The organism is Polaromonas sp. P5_D5, from assembly GCF_054049435.1.
On record NZ_JBFUMJ010000003.1, the window covers coordinates 417,543 to 435,290 of the forward strand.

General features: G+C 62.0%; 18 protein-coding genes. 14 read left to right on the forward strand and 4 right to left on the reverse strand.

What is annotated here, in order from left to right; genetic code table 11:
• The first annotated feature begins 54 nt into the window (after positions 1–54).
• The 14 genes from ACXJKE_RS14735 to ACXJKE_RS14800 all read left to right on the forward strand — a co-directional run bounded on the left by ACXJKE_RS14735 (position 55) and on the right by ACXJKE_RS14800 (position 13,991).
• Positions 55–522, forward strand: coding sequence for a Csu type fimbrial protein (locus ACXJKE_RS14735; protein ID WP_348044688.1), 468 nt, complete (start codon positions 55–57; stop codon positions 520–522).
• A 37-nt stretch (positions 523–559) separates the two neighbouring features.
• The gene (locus ACXJKE_RS14740; protein ID WP_457281346.1) at positions 560–1,114 is read left to right on the forward strand and encodes a hypothetical protein; all 555 of its coding nucleotides are present in this window, start codon (positions 560–562) and stop codon (positions 1,112–1,114) included.
• A gap of 2 nt (positions 1,115–1,116) precedes the next feature.
• The gene (locus ACXJKE_RS14745; protein ID WP_457281347.1) at positions 1,117–1,848 is read left to right on the forward strand and encodes a fimbrial biogenesis chaperone; all 732 of its coding nucleotides are present in this window, start codon (positions 1,117–1,119) and stop codon (positions 1,846–1,848) included.
• 17 nt (positions 1,849–1,865) lie between these two features.
• Positions 1,866–4,256, forward strand: a complete 2,391-nt coding sequence (locus tag ACXJKE_RS14750) for a fimbria/pilus outer membrane usher protein (RefSeq protein WP_457281348.1) — start codon at positions 1,866–1,868, stop codon at positions 4,254–4,256.
• The gene (locus tag ACXJKE_RS14755; protein ID WP_457281349.1) at positions 4,253–5,119 is read left to right on the forward strand and encodes a spore coat protein U domain-containing protein; all 867 of its coding nucleotides are present in this window, start codon (positions 4,253–4,255) and stop codon (positions 5,117–5,119) included. The genes ACXJKE_RS14750 and ACXJKE_RS14755 overlap by 4 nt, the downstream gene beginning before the upstream one ends.
• A gap of 168 nt (positions 5,120–5,287) precedes the next feature.
• Entirely contained in the window at positions 5,288–6,184 is an 897-nt protein-coding gene (locus ACXJKE_RS14760) for a hypothetical protein (RefSeq protein ID WP_457281350.1), read from the forward strand.
• A gap of 312 nt (positions 6,185–6,496) precedes the next feature.
• Positions 6,497–6,871 carry a hypothetical protein gene (locus ACXJKE_RS14765; protein WP_457281351.1) on the forward strand — a complete coding sequence of 125 codons (375 nt, stop codon included), beginning with the start codon at positions 6,497–6,499 and terminating at the stop codon, positions 6,869–6,871.
• Between the two features lie 847 nt (positions 6,872–7,718).
• Positions 7,719–8,354 carry a hypothetical protein gene (locus ACXJKE_RS14770; protein WP_457281352.1) on the forward strand — a complete coding sequence of 212 codons (636 nt, stop codon included), beginning with the start codon at positions 7,719–7,721 and terminating at the stop codon, positions 8,352–8,354.
• 35 nt (positions 8,355–8,389) lie between these two features.
• Positions 8,390–9,028, forward strand: a complete 639-nt coding sequence (locus ACXJKE_RS14775) for a hypothetical protein (protein ID WP_457281353.1) — start codon at positions 8,390–8,392, stop codon at positions 9,026–9,028.
• Between the two features lie 86 nt (positions 9,029–9,114).
• Positions 9,115–9,777, forward strand: coding sequence for a hypothetical protein (locus ACXJKE_RS14780; protein WP_457281354.1), 663 nt, complete (start codon positions 9,115–9,117; stop codon positions 9,775–9,777).
• A complete protein-coding gene (locus ACXJKE_RS14785) occupies positions 9,774–10,265 on the forward strand; it encodes a hypothetical protein (RefSeq protein WP_457281355.1) in 492 nt (163 codons plus the stop codon). The genes ACXJKE_RS14780 and ACXJKE_RS14785 overlap by 4 nt, the downstream gene beginning before the upstream one ends.
• Positions 10,262–11,089, forward strand: coding sequence for a COG1470 family protein (locus tag ACXJKE_RS14790; protein WP_457281356.1), 828 nt, complete (start codon positions 10,262–10,264; stop codon positions 11,087–11,089). Before ACXJKE_RS14785 ends, ACXJKE_RS14790 begins: the two co-directional genes overlap by 4 nt.
• Positions 11,086–13,179, forward strand: a complete 2,094-nt coding sequence (locus ACXJKE_RS14795) for an SdrD B-like domain-containing protein (RefSeq protein ID WP_457281357.1) — start codon at positions 11,086–11,088, stop codon at positions 13,177–13,179. Before ACXJKE_RS14790 ends, ACXJKE_RS14795 begins: the two co-directional genes overlap by 4 nt.
• 314 nt (positions 13,180–13,493) lie before the next feature.
• Complete coding sequence (locus ACXJKE_RS14800) at positions 13,494–13,991, forward strand: hypothetical protein (RefSeq protein ID WP_457281358.1); 498 nt, start codon at positions 13,494–13,496, stop codon at positions 13,989–13,991.
• A 34-nt stretch (positions 13,992–14,025) separates the two neighbouring features.
• Here the strand turns inward: ACXJKE_RS14800 and ACXJKE_RS14805 are convergent, their stop codons facing one another.
• The 4 genes from ACXJKE_RS14805 to kdpE form a co-directional block, all read right to left on the reverse strand.
• Positions 14,026–15,360 carry an esterase/lipase family protein gene (locus tag ACXJKE_RS14805; RefSeq protein ID WP_457281359.1) on the reverse strand — a complete coding sequence of 445 codons (1,335 nt, stop codon included), beginning with the start codon at positions 15,358–15,360 and terminating at the stop codon, positions 14,026–14,028.
• A 231-nt stretch (positions 15,361–15,591) separates the two neighbouring features.
• Positions 15,592–15,969: a response regulator gene (locus ACXJKE_RS14810; RefSeq protein ID WP_457281360.1), complete on the reverse strand. Its 378-nt coding sequence runs from the start codon at positions 15,967–15,969 to the stop codon at positions 15,592–15,594.
• A gap of 110 nt (positions 15,970–16,079) precedes the next feature.
• On the reverse strand, positions 16,080–16,940 hold the full coding sequence (locus tag ACXJKE_RS14815; protein ID WP_457281361.1) for a pseudouridine synthase: 861 nt from the start codon (positions 16,938–16,940) through the stop codon (positions 16,080–16,082).
• A gap of 84 nt (positions 16,941–17,024) precedes the next feature.
• A complete protein-coding gene (gene kdpE, locus ACXJKE_RS14820; RefSeq protein WP_457281362.1) occupies positions 17,025–17,729 on the reverse strand; it encodes a two-component system response regulator KdpE in 705 nt (234 codons plus the stop codon).
• Between the last annotated feature and the right edge of the window lie 19 nt (positions 17,730–17,748).

A 17,748-nucleotide genomic window follows, 5' to 3' on the forward strand; every position in this document is an offset into this window, starting at 1 on the left:
ATTCACCTTCACATTTCCCTTGTTTGTTATTCGTTTTTTAACTGGAGAACAGTCATGAAAAAGCTCATTTTAGTAATCGCCCTCGGCCTTGCCGCTATCGCCACCCTGCCTGCTTACGCTGCCACGGCTGCCGGCACCTTCAACGTGGTGATCAACCTGACCTCGAAGTGCGAGATCAACTCCACCAACGCCGCCACCGGCGCGGTCATCAACAACGTGGTGTTCAACTACACCTCGTTCCAGACCACGGCGGCCACCTCCACCGGCGGCGGTTTCAATGTTCGTTGCACCAACTCCCTGCCTTACACCCTGGCACTGAGCAACTCCGGCGTGACCGATGATGCCGTCAACCTGGCTTATACCCTGGCACTGAGCGCTGCTGCGGGCACCGGCAACGGCACCGACCAGGCCTTCACGGTCAACGGCACCATGGCCGCCGGCCAGGCTGGTACCTGCGCCACGGCGACTTGCACCAATACCGCCGCGACCAACAAGACCAAGACCCTGACGATCACCTACTGATCGCCCCCCGGGCTTGATGTCAGCCACGTCGACAGTCATGATCCGCAAGGCCGCCTTCGGTGTTCTCCTGATGCTTGCCGCTGCTGCCTGCTTTGCGGGCGCGGCGGCGGGGCAGTTGTCGGTCCAGATCACGCTGAACGTCCCGGGAAACACCACCGGCAATGGCAACGCCTGTACCAGCGCCACCGGCTCTGGCGGCAGCGGCGCCTCGGTACAGGTGACCTGCAATTCGAATGTCTTTGTCAATATCTCGCAAGTCCGCAGCCTAGGGGATGCCCGCTTCATGCCCGGTTACCGGCCCACGCGGGACTCCCTGCTGCCCGACTACTGCCGCAATGAGTTGTCCCGCAACGACCCTGGCGCCCGCTTTACCTGCCGGCTTCAAGACCAGCGCCAGGTGGCCACGGCCGATGAAGAATCGGATGACGGCTGGGAAATCGAAAGCCGGCGTTACGCCCTTGACACAGATGCCGCAGCGGTTGAAAAACAGGCCCGTTTGCGGCTTCAGGATGACCGCGGTACCGTGACGGCACTGCACCTCGCCCATGCCGGTAACCTCTCTAAATCGGTTGAGATGCTGGTATCCTTCTGAGGATGAACGTCTCACAGCGCCGAAGCAAGCTTGTTACCTACGCCTTCCTGCTAAGCCTGCTGGGGCCTTGGGCGGCTGCTACGGCAGGCGTTTTTTCCGTGACACCGGTGCGGCTCTACATGACCCCGCGCGATCGCGCCATCGCCGTCACACTGTCCAACGAAGCCGATACCGAAGTCGTGCTGCAGGCTGACATCAACACCTGGACCCAGAAACCCGACGGTACTGACGAACTCGTCCTGACCGAAGACCTGATCCTGGCCCCTCCCATCATCAAGCTGGCACCCAAGGCCCGGCAAGTGGTACGCCTTGCCCTGCTGAAACCCGCAGATGCAAGCCGGCAGCTGACCTATCGCATGATCATTCGCGAAGTTCCTGAAGCTGTACCCGCAACTGGCATTCAGGTTCCCATCGCGCTGGCCTTGAGCATGCCCGTGTTCATCACGCCCCCTGTGGCCAAACGCCAGGTTAGTTGCACTAACCAGCTGGCGGACGCCAAAACCCTCAACCTGCAATGCAGCAATACCGGTACGGCTTACGCCCAGATACGGGAAGCGACCGTTACGCGCAGCACACAAGTCCTGGCCCGGTTTGAGGGTGGCAGTTACATCCTGCCCGGTGCCCGTAAAACGGTCGGGCTTAAGGCAGAGCAGGCCCTTACAAAAGGGGACGCCCAACTGGTGGTGACCTTTGATGACGGACAAAGCCTGACGACCAGCATCACGCTGCCTTGATTTGGTACCCGATTTCAATGAGGCGCTGGTGGACTTTACGAAAACACCCCGTAGCGATTGGCATTGCAGGCCTTTGTTACGGCCTGCTGGCACACGCCCAGACACCCGCCTCCTCTAATGCGCCGCCAGCGGCCCGGTCATCCAGCGACCGGCTCCTTCCGCTGGAAGTCTTCATCAACAGCACCAAGGGCGGCGTCTGGACCCTGCTTGAGCGCAACGGCATCCTGTATGCGCCGGAAGATGCCTTTGAAGAGTGGCGGCTGAACCATCGGCCCAGCGCGCAGGACGTTGATTTCCAGGGCCAAAAGTGGTTTCCGCTGTCTGCTATTCCGGGATTCGAAGCGCGGCTGAATTTTGCCGACCAGTCAGTGGATCTGGTGTTTTCGCCGGCCGCCTTCAACGCCGTGCGCCTGACGCAGGAATCGGCCATGCGCCCTCCGCTGTCACCGTCGATTCCCGCCGCATTTGCCAACTATGACCTGAACTACATCACCACCCGCAACCGCGTCGGCGGCAACACCATGGACTCGAAAGACCTGGGTGCCCTGACTGAATTCGGCGTGTCGGGCGAGATGGGGCTGTTGACAAGCAGCTACGTGGGTCGCAACCTCATCAGCCAGGACCCGACGCTCAAGGCCTCATGGCGTCGGCTTGAAACCACCTACACCCGGAATTTCCTGGACAGCAACAGCTCCCTGCGACTGGGTGACAGCAGCACGCGCACCGGCATTTCGGGACGCCAGGTGTATTTCGGCGGGATCCAGTTCAGCAAAAACTTCTCGCTGCAACCAGGCTTCGTCACCCAGCCCATTCCCACGGTGACCGGCCTGTCGGCGGCGCCCAGCACCGTTGAGCTCTATGTCAACGACGCACTGCGGCAAACTTCCAAGGTCCCATCCGGCCCCTTCAGTATCGACAACTTTCCCGCGTTGACCGGCGCCGGGGAAGCCCGCGTGGTGGTGCGCGACATCCTGGGCCGGGAGACCGTCATTACCCAGTCTTTTTTCAGCAATGCCAACCTGCTGGAAGAAAACCTCAGCGACTGGAGCTTTGAGCTGGGGGCCGTACGCCGCGATCTCGGGCTCGAGAATGCCGACTATGGTGATCGCTTCGTTTCTGGCCTCTGGCGCCAGGGTCTGAGCAAAAGCCTCACGGTCGAGGCCAACGGCGAATGGTCGAAGTCTCTGATGCGCGCCGGCGCCGGCGCCAGCTATGAGCTGCCCTTCCAGATGCTGGGGCAGACAGCGTTTTCGGCCAGCCGCAGCGACGCGGCGGGCCAAGGCACCAACTGGATGGTCGGGGTCGAGCGCAGCGGACTGCGGCACGGCGTGTCACTCAGCGCGGAAGGCGCATCGCGCGGCTACCGGCAAATCGGTATCGATACGCCATCGCCCCGCCTGCAAACCACCGCCAGTTACAGCTACAGCAGCGACAACTTCGGCGCCTTCAACGTGAGTTACGCTGGCTTTGACAACTACGACCTCGGAAAGCTCAACACTCTCAGTGTGAATTACACCCTGCGCCTCGGTCAACGCGCAGCCCTGACTTTGAGCGCCACCCGCCTCAGCGGCATCAGCTCGGGGACTTCAGTGGGCGCCACCCTGATCGTGCCGCTTGAAAATCGGGTCACCATCGCCGCAGGTGTCACTACCCGCAGTGGAAGCACCGAAGGATATGTAAACGCCAGCCGAGCAGTGAGTGCCGAAACCGGCTGGGGCTGGCGAACGGCGCTGGGCTCCCGTGCGGACGGCCGCTATGCGGAAGGCGGCGCTTATTACCAAGGCACCAAGGGCCTGTTTTCGGCTGACGTCAGCAATGGAGAGAGCCAGCAAAACCTGCGCCTGGGCCTGATCGGGGGCATGGTGGCGGCCGAAGGCCAAGTCTTTGCCACGCGCCGCGTACAGGAAAGCTTTGCCATTGTCGAGGTGCCAGGTTATGCCAACGTGGGCGTGGGCTTCCAGGGCAGTACCCTGACCCGAACCAATTCAGACGGCGTCGCGCTGCTGCCGCGCCTGCTACCGTTCCAGCGCAACAGCGTACGCCTGGATCCGAGCGAGCTGCCGATCAGCGCCGAACTCGACTCCATCGAGCTCGAAGCCGTGCCGGCGCTTCGGGGTGCGGTCAAGATCGCGTTTCCCGTCCGCTCAGGACGGGGCGCCTTGATTCGTATTGAGCTGGACGATGGCGAGCCGGCGCCCTCGGGTGCAGAGGTTGAGCTGATCGGCGACAAGAAAGAGTTTTTTACCGCTCGCCGCGGCGAGGCCTTTGTCACCGGGCTGCAGGCCCAGAACCGCCTGCGCCTGAAATGGAACGGGGCTACCTGCACATTTGCGGTGGAGTTGCCGCCCGGCAACCTTGAGGATATCGCCCGGGTAGGCCCGGTACGCTGCAGTGGTGTCAAACGATGATTGACACCAAACCCTGGCGCCTCGCCGCTGCGGCCTGCCTGTCCCTGCTGGGCGCGGCACCGGCCTGGGCCGCGCTGATCTGCAACGCCACGGCGACGCCTGTGCAGACGGTGTACTTTGAGAACGACCCGAATCCCACAGACGGCGCGTGGACCGTGACGATCAACTGCACGCGCGGCCCCACAGATCCAGCCAGCTCAGACTACACCTTGCAGGCCGATAACGGCTTCAACCCCACCGGGAACACCAACCAGGCGGTCAACGGCAACGGCCAGACCAACCGCATCGCTTACGAGCTTTACAGGACGGCACCAGGCAACGGCGCATGGGGCGGAACCACGGCCACTGACTTCGCCGGAACGGTCAACTTCGGCGGCGCCCTGACGGCCAGTGCCACCCATGTCTTCTACAGCCGCATAGCGGCCGGGCTTAACAAGAGCGCCAAACTCTTCACCGACACCGTGACCATGCGTCTGCGCTATGACAACGGCCCCGGCAACGTGGATGTCTTCCCCACATTCCCCGTGAGCATCAACAACCAGTCCGTCTGTCTGCTCAGCACGCCGCCGGGCAACATCCAGTTCAACTACGCCTCCTTTCAGCTCGCCGCGGCCGCAGCCAGCACGGCATATGCCGTGCGCTGCACCATCGGCGAAACCTACACCATGGCGCTGGACGCGACGGCGGGAAACCTGCTCGCGCTCAATTACACCCTGGCTTTGAGCAATCCCGCAGGTCAGACTGGCACGGGTTTTCCGCAGAATTTCGCGATCAACGGAACCATCCCAGGCGGCCAATCCGGCACCTGTGCAACGGGCGCGTGCACCAGCACGCAGATGCGGACCCTGACCATTACTTACTGACATCCATCTTGTTTTCCGCCGGCGTGATTTTTGTCACGATTTTTCGACACCAGTACCCACGGGAACGACGCAATACGGCACCATGCACAGTACTGCTACAAAACGTTACCATCAGCAGTTAGAAGTCGTCCCGCCAGCGAAGGCCCGGGCGATTAACGGAGCCCATCGATGATTGTCTCTTACGCATTGCGCATTGCCCTGGCAGCCCTGCTGTGCACCTGCGCGCTGCAAGCTAAAGCAGCCATTACCTGCACACTCGCAGCCACGTCTGTAGACCTCAATTACACCAACGGGGCCGCCGCCGCCAATGCCAGCGGCACCATCACCGTGAACTGCACCCGGCTGTCGACGGACGCCAACAGCACCACTTATTGGGTCAGCATTGATTACGGCAGCCGCACGGGCCTCTCCCGCCGGGTTTTCCGTCACGGCGGCGGCACCATCAATGCCGACCGGCTCGATGTCAATATCTACAAGAATGCGACCACGACCGACTGGGTCAATACCGGCACCGGGCGGGTGAATGGGACCTTGAATTTTGGCGCTGCGCTAAGCGCCAGCACCACCCTGACCTACAACTTCCGCGTGGTGGCCGGACAAACCGGAAACACGGCAGGCATTTATGACGAAACCTTTATCACGACCCTTCAGCTAGCCACTGCCGGCCCCGTCGTTGCCACCACGACCTTTACACCCACCGTGAGCATCATCGCCCAATGCTTTGTGGGGCAGGTGGCTGCAGGCAATACGGCCCCGGGCGCCATTTCTCCGTCCACACTGACGCTGAACTACATCTCTTTTGCGCCCACCCCCCAGACCAGTACCATGAACTTCACGGTCGACTGCACTCGCGGCACCAGTTATGCCCTGGCGCTATCGCCGGCAGCGGGCACATTGCTGGGTCTCAACTACACGTTGGCACTCAGCAGTGCAAGCGCAACGGGCGATGGCCGGGCTCAGCCCTATACGGTGACAGGCACCATTGCAGCCGGCCAGGCGGGCACCTGTTCCACAGCCACCTGCACTGCCACCCAGACCGGGGTTACGGTCACCGTCACCTATTAACACTAACGGCCAGCGCGCATCCCTGGCGCGCTATTAGCAAGCGCCTGCCGCCGGGCGCTTTGCTGTTTTTATGCCCAATAAGGGCAGCATTCCACAGCCCTGTCGCGCCCCAATTGAGGCTGACACCCCTCATACTGAAGAAAACCCCAATAAAATTGGGATTTCATCAATTAAATGAATAAATCAAATTAAAAAATCAATTTGTGTGAAATGTCACTAATTAACAGTTATGAGGTGACTTTTACCAATTGATTCAAATTAATAAATTCGATAGCATGACTGCAACAACTGATAGTTTTAAGGAGTTGCACCATGAAAACCATCAAATTTGCTTTTATCGCCGTCCTGGCCGCCCAGTCCCTGCTCGGGATTCACGGTGCAGCCCAGGCGCAAACCAGTTCCGGCTCCTTTGGTGTGACCATCATGCTGCGCAGTTTCAGCGAAGCCGTCACGGCAGACCATCGCTGCACCCATCGCGGCCAGCCAGACGGCCAGGCCGGTACCTTGCGCATCAGTTGCCCGGCGACCGTGGATATTCAGGCCATTGCTGCCGCATCGACCAATAGAAGCGGTCAGACGCAACGCATGAACACCATGTCTGATTCCGCCGCAGGTAGCCGCCTGGCTGTGGTGGCGGGCAAACCCATGAATTCCCGCGACCCGGTTGAATTGACCATTTCCTGGTAGCGGCAGGCGACGCACCGCCCCATCTTCGCTCCGCGCCTCGCGAATCCGGCCTTCAAGCTGCTGTTGGCAATCAGCATGCGTGCGGCTACGCGCCTGACCGCCTGACCGCCATCTCCGCAAAAGGAACGGCGACCTGCTGGCGCCCCTGGAATACACGTCCCCACAGCATCTACCGTGACGCCGACACTGAGCGTTGCAGTTCTGCCGATAACTCTTCGCACGCTACACAGCCAACAGATCAGCGATCCAGCCTCTGCTGCTGTGTTGTCTGCGCGCCTGCGAATGCAGCACGCGATCCCAGCGGCGCACTCATCGCTTCCACGGACAAAGACCCTCACAAGCTTCGCGCGCCAGACCTTCTCGTTAGGGGCGCAGGCAACCTGCTCAAACCAAGCTCCCTTCTCTCGTGATCGCTTGAATGCCCGCTTCGAGCTGGAGCTTCAAGCAGCGCGTTCTACGGGCTCATCGACCAATGCCACCGCTCATCGCTCACACAAGAGCAGAGCGCCACCCCTCAAGCAACCGTACTGCTTCGCGAAAAGCAGAGAAAAACATCCGCCGAGCAGGTGACGGTAATTTGTTTCTGACTCGTTACAGTAATTTGGGAAATATCTCACAGTTAGCGACCATCGGCTTTCGTTACACCTCTCTCAGCAGGCTTCTTTCTTGTCGCCATTTCGCATAAATCCATTGTTTTCAATGACTTAAGCGTGACGTATTTACCATTTGTCGCCCGCGTTACGAATGTAAAGCCACCTTTTTTCGAAACGCCTAGTTACAGTCCACTCACGTTCAAAAAAAGCCTGAACACCCGATTCACCTCATCACCATGATCTGGAGAAACTTAATGAAGAAAATTGTTTTAGTAAGCGCCTTGAGCCTCGCTGGCTTGTTGGCCGTACCGGCCCATGCAGAGTCCACATTCACCACGCCCGCAGTAACTGGTTCAACAGCCACTGCGCGCCTGGACTTTTCAATCGTCATCCCGCAGGTCCTGTTCCTGCGCGTCGGCACCAGCAGCGGCAACACGGCTACCGATGGCACCATCAACAGTATTTCCTTTACTGTGCCCGGCGCCAATGTGGGCGACAGCACCGTGATCGCCGGTGTCGGCGGCGACCTGACCGCAGGTGCCGTGACAGTGCGTGTTTATGGCAACGGTGGCAACATCAACCTGAACTCAAACACCACCGGTCCGCTCACAAACGCCACCGGCCAAACAATTCCGTGGAGCCAGATCAGTGTGGCCAGCGCCGCACTGGCAGCCACCACACCCGGCTTTACCAACGCCGCCATTACCCATCCCACGTTCAACGCGACCGGTGGAGCTGGCACGTTGACCAGTTTGACCGCCACCAACAGGCTGGTTCGCGTCGAAGGCAAGTGGACTTACACCTACCTCAACGCCACCCTTCCCGCAGCCGGCACCTATGGCACTTCCACCAACGGTGGTCGTGTTACCTATACCGCCACGCAGATGTAACTTAACCCTTAACCATTTATCCCTTAGGAACCATCATGAAAAAACTCCTTCTTGTCAGCACCCTGGGCTTGACTGGCCTGTTCAGCGCTACCGCCCATGCGGAATCCACATACGTCCCAGCCGCGGTGACCGGCTCCACAGCCAACGCGCGCGTGGACATGTCGATCGTGATTCCGCAAGTGCTGTTCCTGCGCGTCGGCACCAGCAGTGGCAACACGGCTACCGATGGCACCATCAACAGTATTTCCTTTACTGTGCCCGGCGCCAATGTGGGCGACAGCACCGTGATCGCCGGTGTCGGCGGCGACCTGACCGCAGGTGCCGTGACAGTGCGTGTTTATGGCAACGGTGGCAACATCAACCTCAATTCAAACACCACCGGCCAGTTGACGACCGGTGTCGCCGCCGAAGCAATCCCCTGGAGCCAGATCAGTGTGGCCAGCGCCGCACTGGCAGCCACCACACCCGGCTTTACCAACGCCGCCATTACCCATCCCACGTTCAACGCGACCGGTGGAGCTGGCACGTTGACCAGTTTGACCGCCACCAACAGGCTGGTTCGCGTCGAAGGCAAGTGGACTTACACCTACCTGAACTCCACGCTGCCTGCGGCTGGTACCTACGGCACATCTGCCAATGGTGGCCGCGTCACTTACACCGCCACCCAGATGTAAGCAGCGCCACATGAGCGCTTGAATGGAGGCCCCGTCTGACGGGGCTTTTTTTGTTAATGCTTGTCAGTTAGCGTAAAGTGACACTTATGCGCGCACCATCAAAGCTCCTCCTGCCCACTCGCAGCAGTGTGTTGCCAATGCTGCGCATCGTCACATTGTCAGGCAGCGCGTTGGCATGCGTGGGCGCCCAGGCCTTTGTCGTCACCATCACAGCAGGCACCAAGTCATTGTTTTTGCAGGTAGGCGCCGGAACCATGACCGGCGGCAATTTCAGTACAGGGGGCACGCCCGGCAACAATTCCACCATCAATCGCGTTTCGGTCACCATTCCAGCGGCCAACATCGGAGCCGGCACCAGCGCCATGACAACCGACAGCACCGTTACGGCCAGCCCTTATGACAGCTTTGCCTTTTGCACGGTGCCCGCGCAGGTTTACGTCGGCGGCTTTTACCGCACACCAGGCACCGGCGCCAACGCCACACTCACCGCCACCGCACCGGCCTCTCTGGTCAATGCCACGGGCGACACCATTCCGTTCAATACGATCTCCTGGGTTTCCGGCGGCGCATCAGACCCAACCGCCACCATCCCCAGCGGAACGTTTGTAGGCGGTGCATCACAAACGCTGCTCAGCGTTACACGCAACACCTGGTTTGAAAGCTGCCTGCAGTTCAACTACGCCAATACCCAACTGGTGGGTTCGGGCACCTTTACCGGCCGCGTCAGCTACACCCTGACCTCCCCATGATGATGAAAAGACCGGTCAGCCTGTCACACCTCATCGGATTTGCCGCCCTCCTGCTGCTTGCCAACGTGCTGACTGCGCAACACGCAGCCGCCACCACGACCCGCGTGGATGACACCGGCACCGTCGCGACCCAGAGCGTCGTCCCCATGCGCTGGCGGCAACTGGTTCCCGGCCGCGGTGCCGACAACTCCGTGGAGGCCAGCCTGCGGGTCGCCCTGCGCCTGAACCTCTCTCGCTGGCTGAACCAGCCGGTCAGGCTTTACATGGGACTTGCCCCAGTCGCGGGCGAGCCCATCTTTGTCACCTGGCGAACCCAGGGGCGTTTGCTGCCTGGCTCACTGCGCTCCGGCGGGCGCACCCTGATCTTCGACGGTGTCGTCAGTGCAGCTTCCCTGGAAGAAACCGTTGAGCTGCTTCTCAGAACAGATGGGCGCGCGCTGACGTCTTCCCAGGCCCTGCAGTTTTATTTCGAGGTAGATACGCCATGACCCGTCTCCAATTGCCTGCCATGCCGCGGTATGCCGCTGGCTTTCTTGGCTTGGCCTTTGCCCTGATTGCACCTGTCGCGACGGCAAGCGAATTTGCATTGGCAGTGTCGCCTCCCCGGTTTGAGCTTGAAGTCAAACCAGGCGAGCGAATCCGCCAGGTCATGGAAATAACCAATGCCTCCTCAATTGCCAACACGTTCAGCATCAAGACAGCGGACTGGCGGTTTGGCATGGACAACTCCGTCACTTTCACTGAGGAGTTGGGGCCCGGCAGCTGCCGCCCATGGGTGTCCATCGAGCGGCGCGAACTCACCGTCGCGGGTGGGCGCCCTTACCGGTTTCGTTTTGAGGTCAACGTGCCGCCCGACGCAAAGCCCGGTGAATGCCGTTTTGCCATCATGCTGGAAGGCCAGGAACAGGTCACCCGCATGGAGTCGGGCCCGCCCATTCCTTTTTCCGCCCGTCTCGGCGTGGTGGTCTACGTTGCCATCGGCGGCGCCACACCAGAGCTGAGCGTCGCCGGCTCGGGCGTCCAGACCGTGAATGGCAAGCCCACACCGGTCCTGCAGATCCGCAACAGCGGCACCGCCCACGGCCGTATCACCGGTTTTCTGAACGGCACCGATGCGTCCAACACCTCATTGGAATTCTCACCTGCCAACACCCCCATACTTCCCGGCGAAACGCGCACGATTTCGCTGAGTGCCACAAGGCCGGGAGACCAGGACACCGCCGCGCAAATCCGCTATCCCGTCACGGTGCGCGGCAAGCTCGAGTGGGGCAAAGGCCAAACACAAAGTATTGAGCAGCGCTTCGCCCCATGAAGCGACGGGCGCACACGCCGATCATCCCTTCTTCCTTCCCACCGAAGTGGTGGCGCATCGGCCTCGTGGGGCTTGGCGCCGGATTTGCAACGGCTACGGCCCTGGCGCAGGCAACCGCCACACCCGCTACCGATCAGCCTTATGTAGACCGTGTCATGGAGGGCGTGCCGGATCCTGACGGCGCCCTGCAGCTGAAGTCCAGCGAATACAACGAAGCCGGCTGGCCGCGCAGCTGGCGTGTTGATTACTCCCTGTTCAAACAAAGCGGCGGCGGCGACACAACCTCCCGCGCGTTGGGCATAGGCGGCTTCGTGGACACACCGAACCACGGCGCACTCTCGGTCAATGCCAACCTGGTCCAGCAGCAATCGAATGCGCCGGGCAACCAGGCCCAAAACAGCGGCAGCACCTGGCGCATTGATCAGCGCGCCCTGCCGCTGGACGACGGCTGGTTTGCCAACCACAACGCGGGTGACATCAATACCGTCAGCACCCGGCTGGCCCGCGGTACCGGGAGGGTATCGGTGCCGGCTACGCCCATCCGGGGTATTGGTGGGCAGTGGTACCTGAACGACGCCGTAGACCTGAACGCAGCCGCGGGACGTACCGGCCTCTTTAGCGGGCTGGATGCCGCCGGGTTCCAGACCTCCGGCGGCAGCATCGGGTCTGCCGGTGCGCAATTTCGCCTGCCCACCGGGGATGCACTGGGGGCGGGAAGCCGCACTGACGCCGCATTCCAGCTGATCGACGGCAAAAACATTTCGGACGGCGCGGGCTTCGGCAACGCACTGAACACCCGCGCTTACTTTGCTGCTGCGTCCTGGGAAGGCGCAGCGCCGTGGGGCCCGGGCCTGGCTACCGGCTATGGGTCGCCCAGTGAGCGCATCGGCGGCTTGCGCATGCAGGCCAACGTGGTACGCAGTGACAGCACGCAGGGCGGCGTCGCAACCGGCCTCTGGCTGGATGCCGCATGGCGAACCGAACGCTGGCGCAACACGGCCGGTGTTTTCCGCTTTGAACCCAATTTGCGCTGGGGCACAACAGTTCTCGCCAGCGACCTGCAAGGCGTCTACTGGCAGGCCGACACCTCTACCCGGCAGTGGCAAGCCGGGTATGCGGTCGAGCTGAGTGACAGCGTGAGCCGTGCCGGCGCAGGCAGCGGTGCGTCGGGACGCAGTGCTTTTATCAACGTCAACGGCCGCTATCTGCTCGATTCGCGCAACTCGGTGGGCGCGGCGCTGAGCTTTCGCACCATCACCAGCCCCGGCCAGTCGGCGCAGCTGTCCTGGAGTCGCGCCAGCGACTGGGGCCAAACCCAATGGCGCGCCGACCTGGCCAACGCATCCGGCGTCCGGACGACCCGGCTCGGGGTAGACCAAAGCTGGCCGGTTGTCTTGCCGGCCACCTTCGGCACGTCGCTGGCATGGGAGCGGATGAGCGGCAATGTGAGTCCCACTACCGGGCTGATCTGGGGCATTCTCGGCACCCTGTCGCCGTGGTCGCAATGGTCGCTGGATGGGTCGGTGCGAGGTGCGCGCCGCAGCGACGGAGGCGAGTCGGTCAATGCAAACGTCGGCGTGAGCTGGCAGCCTTATGGCGGCTGGACGCTTTCCCTCCGGTATACCGAGTCACGTGGCCAGGAGCCGCTTCCGGCACTGGTGGTCTCGGCCCTGACGGCAGCAACGCAGCAGGCCATTGCAACCACCCAGACCAACCGCAGCATCCAGCTGCTGCTGCGCTACGAGGACCGGGCCGGCACCTCCACAGCACCGCTAGGCGGCCTGCCCGGAACCGGCTCCGGCGGGCTCACAGGCACGGTGTTTTTCGACGCAGACAGCAATGGCCGCAGGGAAGCGTCTGAAGGCGGCGTGCCTGGCGTCACCGTCATCCTCGACCGGCGCTATGTGACACGAACCGACAGCCAGGGCCGCTACGAGTTTCCCTACGTGGCAGCCGGAGAGCATTTGATCGAAGTTTCTCCAGACAACGTCCCGCTGCCCTGGAGCCCGGTTCTTCGCGATCCTGCGAAGACCGTCATTCTGGTACGCCAAACCAATTCACTCGACTTCGCCGTGCAGCGCGAACGCTGAAAACACCGCCTCCACTCCACGGAGAGCCCGTGTGAGCTGAGATAGCTGCGTCAAGACTCAGAACGTCTGAGCTCGGGGCCGCGGCAGCCCTCGGAAAACTCAAAAATTGACAAATCGATGGGTTCGTCTGGCAGGAATTTGATGAAACAATCAAAATCAAACTGAAATTTGCTGAAAAACCGAATAAACCGGTAAATAAGTCACACATTTGCTGGCATTAATGTCTTGCATCACTTTTATCAATTTAGTTACTATTGAGGCGTACTTAATCACTTCACAGGCTCAGCTCCGTGTCCTCCTGCAGCACCTACCCAATGTCTTTCAGCCGCCTCATGGCGCTGTCGGCGCTGCTGGTGGCCATGTTCTGCATACCGCAGAGTTCACGAGCTGGCGAGATGCTGAGTGTTGACAAACCCCAAGCCAGCACAAAGCTGGATTTCGCCATCGTCATTCCAGCTGTGCTTCGTATCCTGGAAAACAGCCACCCGGCAGCCCTGCTTTCTGCCGACACCACGGGATCCCTCATTTCCGCCACACAGCGCATGGTGTTGGTATCGACCCTGGGCAAGGGCTTCTGCATGGACTTGCAGCTTAATCAGCAGCAGGTAGCGGGCTGGCAGCTGAACGTCAGCGGCAGCACGGGCACCCGCGTTGAGGCTGCCGATGGCGGCTACCGGGTCTGCGCACTGCGTCCCGGCCGTTTTGAACTGGCACTGCAACACGCCTTCAGCCTGAAGGAACGCAAACCCGGCGCAGACGCCTCGGCCTCCAACTTCAGCTGGCCCGTCAGTGTGAGCCTGGTCACCCCCTGACCAGATTGCGTAAAACCCCCGGCCGCCAGGAAGGCTAGCGGCCCAACCATTGCACCAGCTGGCGCGTCACCTCGGGGCGGCCCAGCAATTCCATGTGGTTCATGCCCTGCGCCACCCACTGGTTTTCCGGCGCAAACGCCAGCGTGCGGGCCGCCTCTTCATGCAGGCCCAGGGCGCTTTCCAGCGACACCAGCCCATCGCCCACCATCTTGCGCGCCAGTGCCTCCCTGACCGGGACCAGGGGGCCGCGGCCGGCTGACAGCGTGGTGGCGGCGACCGCATAACAATCCACGCCCGCGGGCAGGGGCACGACCTCCCGCACGTCGGGGCCACGCTCAAAACGCCCCGCCTGCCGCCAATCGGCTTCCAGCACGTTGCCGTGGCGCAAGTCAGTGATGCCGGCACTGCGCACCTGGCCGATCCTGGCGAAGGGCCGCGTCACCAGGTTGCTGCCCAGTACGCCGTCGACCCAGCTGCCCAGACGCTCCAGCGGCGCGCCGTGATGGGGTGTTCCCAAAAACACCATGGCCTTGAGCTGCTGCAGCCAGCTGTGGCCCGCCTGGGCTGCGTGGTGACAGGCGCTGCGCGCCACCAGGCCGCCCATGCTGTGCACCAGCAGCGTCACGTCCTGCACCGGCTGCGGCCAGGCCTTGACCAGCTGCTGCAACAGGCCGGCCAATTGCTCGCCATTGGCCGAGGTATGCAGCCCCGTGTTGTAGTGCAGGTATACCAGTGTGTAACCGAGGTCACGCGCCAGCTGGCCGCCATGGCCCTGCGGCAGCGCGCTGTTGCCGCACCACTGCAGGTCATTCATGCACAGCCCGTGAACCATCACCAGAATCTTTCCCGTCGCGCGCGGCAGCCGCGCAGCCAGCGCCTCTGGGTCCAGCACCAGCGGCTGGCCTTCATGGCGCAAGCTCATGTGGATAGCCAACGGGTTGCCCGTGTCCAGCAGCAGGTCTCCCAGGACGCCGTTCAGGGCCGAAAGCATGGCCTCGCGCTGCGGCGAAGAAGCCTGCGCGCCGGCCAGCGGCACTGCGCGCGACAACACCGCATTGGCCGCCCCACCAGCCAGCCGCGTGACGCCCCTGATGCTGCCGTAGACCCAGCCCGTGATGCCGGAAGGCTTGACACCGCTGCTTCCCGGCGCACTGTCGACAAACCTTGAACCCAGCAGGCCAAACGGTGCGGCAACGGCTTTGTACACATTGCCCTGCACGGTTTCTGCCAGGCCCGTGACGCCCAGGGTGGCCTGCGTGGCAAGCTGGGCCAGCCCCTGGATGTCGGAAACATGTAGCCAGGTCGGCAACCTGAAAGACCCGGGTTTGGGGATGGTGGCCGTGGCGTCAGGCCGTTCTGGTGTGCTCATGGCGCGATTGTGGCGCTATGGGAGCCCATGCGCCAGCGGGTCGTTCCACCGCAGCAGTTTTATAAGGAAAAAATGGCGTTAAGCCAAGCAGGACCAGCGCAATCAGCTATTAATTTAATAGCAGAAGAACTACGGTGTTGGTGGCTAAGACGAGCCACCAGACCGCAAGATGCCACCTTTCAGCGCGCCGTTCCAGGGGGAATGCCAAGAGTACGCGCCCTTGATCCCCACCTAGTGCAAGGTCGTTTGCTCCTGGCAATAGTCAAACAGGCCCTCGAGCTCACTGGACTTGTCGAACACCGCATCAGCCCCGAGTTCGGCGGCGCGCCTGCGGATTTCATCCGTCGCGTAGTTGCTCAGGACGACCACCTTCTGGTAGGGCTCACGGTTGCGGCAGCCTGCGAGCACGCCCAGCCCGCTGCCTTCCTTCAGGAAAAGGTCCACGATGGCCAGATGCCACTCACCGTTGTGCAGCTTCAGCCAGCGGGTGGCCTCGGTCTGGGTGGCGCCGTGGCCCGTTACCTGGACAGCGGCAATCTCCTTGAGCGCCTCTATCAGGTTCTCAAGAACGATTTCGTTGTCTTCTACCAGGTAAGTAATTAGTGCCATACAACCCACTTTAGGCTTTGGCCTACGGGAAACTGCCATCCGTTGACGCGCATCCGGGTAGGACAGAGGGACGCACGGCCCACAGGACGGGCAGAGCCTGACAGGGCAGACTAGAAGTGCTCGTGCGGTGCCAGGTAGCGCCATTGGCCGACCGGCAGGTGGCCCAGGTTGACATTGCCGATGCGCACGCGCTTCAGGCCGGTGACAAAGAGGCCCACCTGCTCGCACATGCGGCGAATCTGGCGCTTTTTGCCTTCCTTGAGCACAAAACGCAGCTGCTCCGGGTTTTGCCATGACACCTGCGCGGGCTTGAGTGCCTGCCCGTCCAGGCTCAGGCCGTGGTTCAGCAGCGCCAGTTTTTCGCGCGGGAACAAAGCCTGCACGTTGGCCGTTTCGTCCCCTTTTTCGGTTCTGTAGCTAACGCGCACCAAATACTCTTTTTCGATCTCCGAGTCTTCGCCGATGAGCTGGCGCGCCACGCGGCCGTCCTGCGTCAGCACCAGCAACCCGATGGAGTCAATGTCCAGCCGTCCGGCCGGCGCCAGTCCGCGCAACTGCTCATGGCCCCAGCGCATGCGGCTGTTGCATTCACGCCAGCGGTTTTGCGGCTGCACCAGCACCACGGCCGGTTCATGCCCGTCTTCGGCCTGGCCGCTGACATAACCGACCGGCTTGTTGATCAGGATGGTGACCTGCTGGCGCTGCTGCTGCTCGGCCTGGCGGTCGATCTCGATACGTGCGTCCACGGCCACCGGCTGCCCCATGACGGCCGGTGCACCGTTCACACGCACCCAACCGCGGGCGATCCAGTCATCAGCTTCACGGCGAGAGCAAAGGCCCAGCTCGGCCATGCGCTTGTTCAGCCGCACGGTGGGGGCCGGTGCGCCTAGTGCAGTCGCTGCCGGCGCGGCTTTCTGGATTCGTACGGCGGCGCCGACAGGCCTCGGGCCGGGTTTGAGAGGTTCAGTCATTTGCTATCTATTTTATAGCTGCTCGCGCAGGTTATTCGTGGGCTACAGGCGTATTTGGCACTTAAATGCCACCGGGTACGGCTCTCAGGCCACCCAAAGGCGGTATCCCACAGCCGTTTCCGTGAGCAGGTGTTTGGGCTGCGCCGGATCGGCCTCGAGCTTCTGGCGCAGGTGGCCCATGTAGATGCGCAGGTAGTGATTTTGCCCGGCATGGGCAGGGCCCCACACTTCGCGCAACAGCTGGCGATGCGTCAGCACCCGCCCGGCGTTGGTCATCAACACGGTGAGCAGGCGGTATTCGATCGGCGTGAGGTGCACCTCCACGCCGCCGCGGCGCACGAGCCGCGCCTGGCGGTCCACCACCACATCGCCAAAGGTAAAAAGCGGCTCGTCAGGCGTTCCGTCAGCGCTGGCAGCGCGCGGGCGGCGCAGGTTGGCGCGCACACGGGCCAGCAGTTCGCCCACGCCGAAGGGTTTGGTCAGGTAGTCGTCGGCGCCGGCGTCCAGCGCGGCGATCTTGTCGGCCTCATCGGCGCGCGCCGACAGCACCACAATCGGCACGGCCGACCAGCCGCGCACGTCGCGAATCACCTCCAGCCCGTCGCCGTCGGGCAAGCCAAGGTCCAACACCAGCAGGTCGGGCTTGCGCGTGCCGGCCTCGGTCAACCCGCGCTTGCCGGTGTCCGCCTCGAACACCTGCCAGCCTTCGGCCTCCAGCGCCGCGCGCACAAAGCGGCGTATCTGCGGCTCGTCTTCAATCACAACGGCAACGGGTGTGGGGTGGGACATGGGCAAAGAGGAAGAAAGA

What these genes read in the sequence shown, in the direction of transcription:
- ACXJKE_RS14735 (WP_348044688.1), top strand. Translation starts at nt 55, where the DNA reads ATGAAAAAGCTCATTTTAGTAATCGCCCTCGGCCTTGCCGCTATCGCC.
- ACXJKE_RS14740 (WP_457281346.1), top strand. Translation starts at nt 560, where the DNA reads ATGATCCGCAAGGCCGCCTTCGGTGTTCTCCTGATGCTTGCCGCTGCT.
- ACXJKE_RS14745 (WP_457281347.1), top strand. Translation starts at nt 1,117, where the DNA reads ATGAACGTCTCACAGCGCCGAAGCAAGCTTGTTACCTACGCCTTCCTG.
- ACXJKE_RS14750 (WP_457281348.1), top strand. Translation starts at nt 1,866, where the DNA reads ATGAGGCGCTGGTGGACTTTACGAAAACACCCCGTAGCGATTGGCATT.
- ACXJKE_RS14755 (WP_457281349.1), top strand. Translation starts at nt 4,253, where the DNA reads ATGATTGACACCAAACCCTGGCGCCTCGCCGCTGCGGCCTGCCTGTCC.
- ACXJKE_RS14760 (WP_457281350.1), top strand. Translation starts at nt 5,288, where the DNA reads ATGATTGTCTCTTACGCATTGCGCATTGCCCTGGCAGCCCTGCTGTGC.
- ACXJKE_RS14765 (WP_457281351.1), top strand. Translation starts at nt 6,497, where the DNA reads ATGAAAACCATCAAATTTGCTTTTATCGCCGTCCTGGCCGCCCAGTCC.
- ACXJKE_RS14770 (WP_457281352.1), top strand. Translation starts at nt 7,719, where the DNA reads ATGAAGAAAATTGTTTTAGTAAGCGCCTTGAGCCTCGCTGGCTTGTTG.
- ACXJKE_RS14775 (WP_457281353.1), top strand. Translation starts at nt 8,390, where the DNA reads ATGAAAAAACTCCTTCTTGTCAGCACCCTGGGCTTGACTGGCCTGTTC.
- ACXJKE_RS14780 (WP_457281354.1), top strand. Translation starts at nt 9,115, where the DNA reads ATGCGCGCACCATCAAAGCTCCTCCTGCCCACTCGCAGCAGTGTGTTG.
- ACXJKE_RS14785 (WP_457281355.1), top strand. Translation starts at nt 9,774, where the DNA reads ATGATGATGAAAAGACCGGTCAGCCTGTCACACCTCATCGGATTTGCC.
- ACXJKE_RS14790 (WP_457281356.1), top strand. Translation starts at nt 10,262, where the DNA reads ATGACCCGTCTCCAATTGCCTGCCATGCCGCGGTATGCCGCTGGCTTT.
- ACXJKE_RS14795 (WP_457281357.1), top strand. Translation starts at nt 11,086, where the DNA reads ATGAAGCGACGGGCGCACACGCCGATCATCCCTTCTTCCTTCCCACCG.
- ACXJKE_RS14800 (WP_457281358.1), top strand. Translation starts at nt 13,494, where the DNA reads ATGTCTTTCAGCCGCCTCATGGCGCTGTCGGCGCTGCTGGTGGCCATG.
- ACXJKE_RS14805 (WP_457281359.1), bottom strand. Translation starts at nt 15,360, where the DNA reads ATGAGCACACCAGAACGGCCTGACGCCACGGCCACCATCCCCAAACCC.
- ACXJKE_RS14810 (WP_457281360.1), bottom strand. Translation starts at nt 15,969, where the DNA reads ATGGCACTAATTACTTACCTGGTAGAAGACAACGAAATCGTTCTTGAG.
- ACXJKE_RS14815 (WP_457281361.1), bottom strand. Translation starts at nt 16,940, where the DNA reads ATGACTGAACCTCTCAAACCCGGCCCGAGGCCTGTCGGCGCCGCCGTA.
- kdpE (WP_457281362.1), bottom strand. Translation starts at nt 17,729, where the DNA reads ATGTCCCACCCCACACCCGTTGCCGTTGTGATTGAAGACGAGCCGCAG.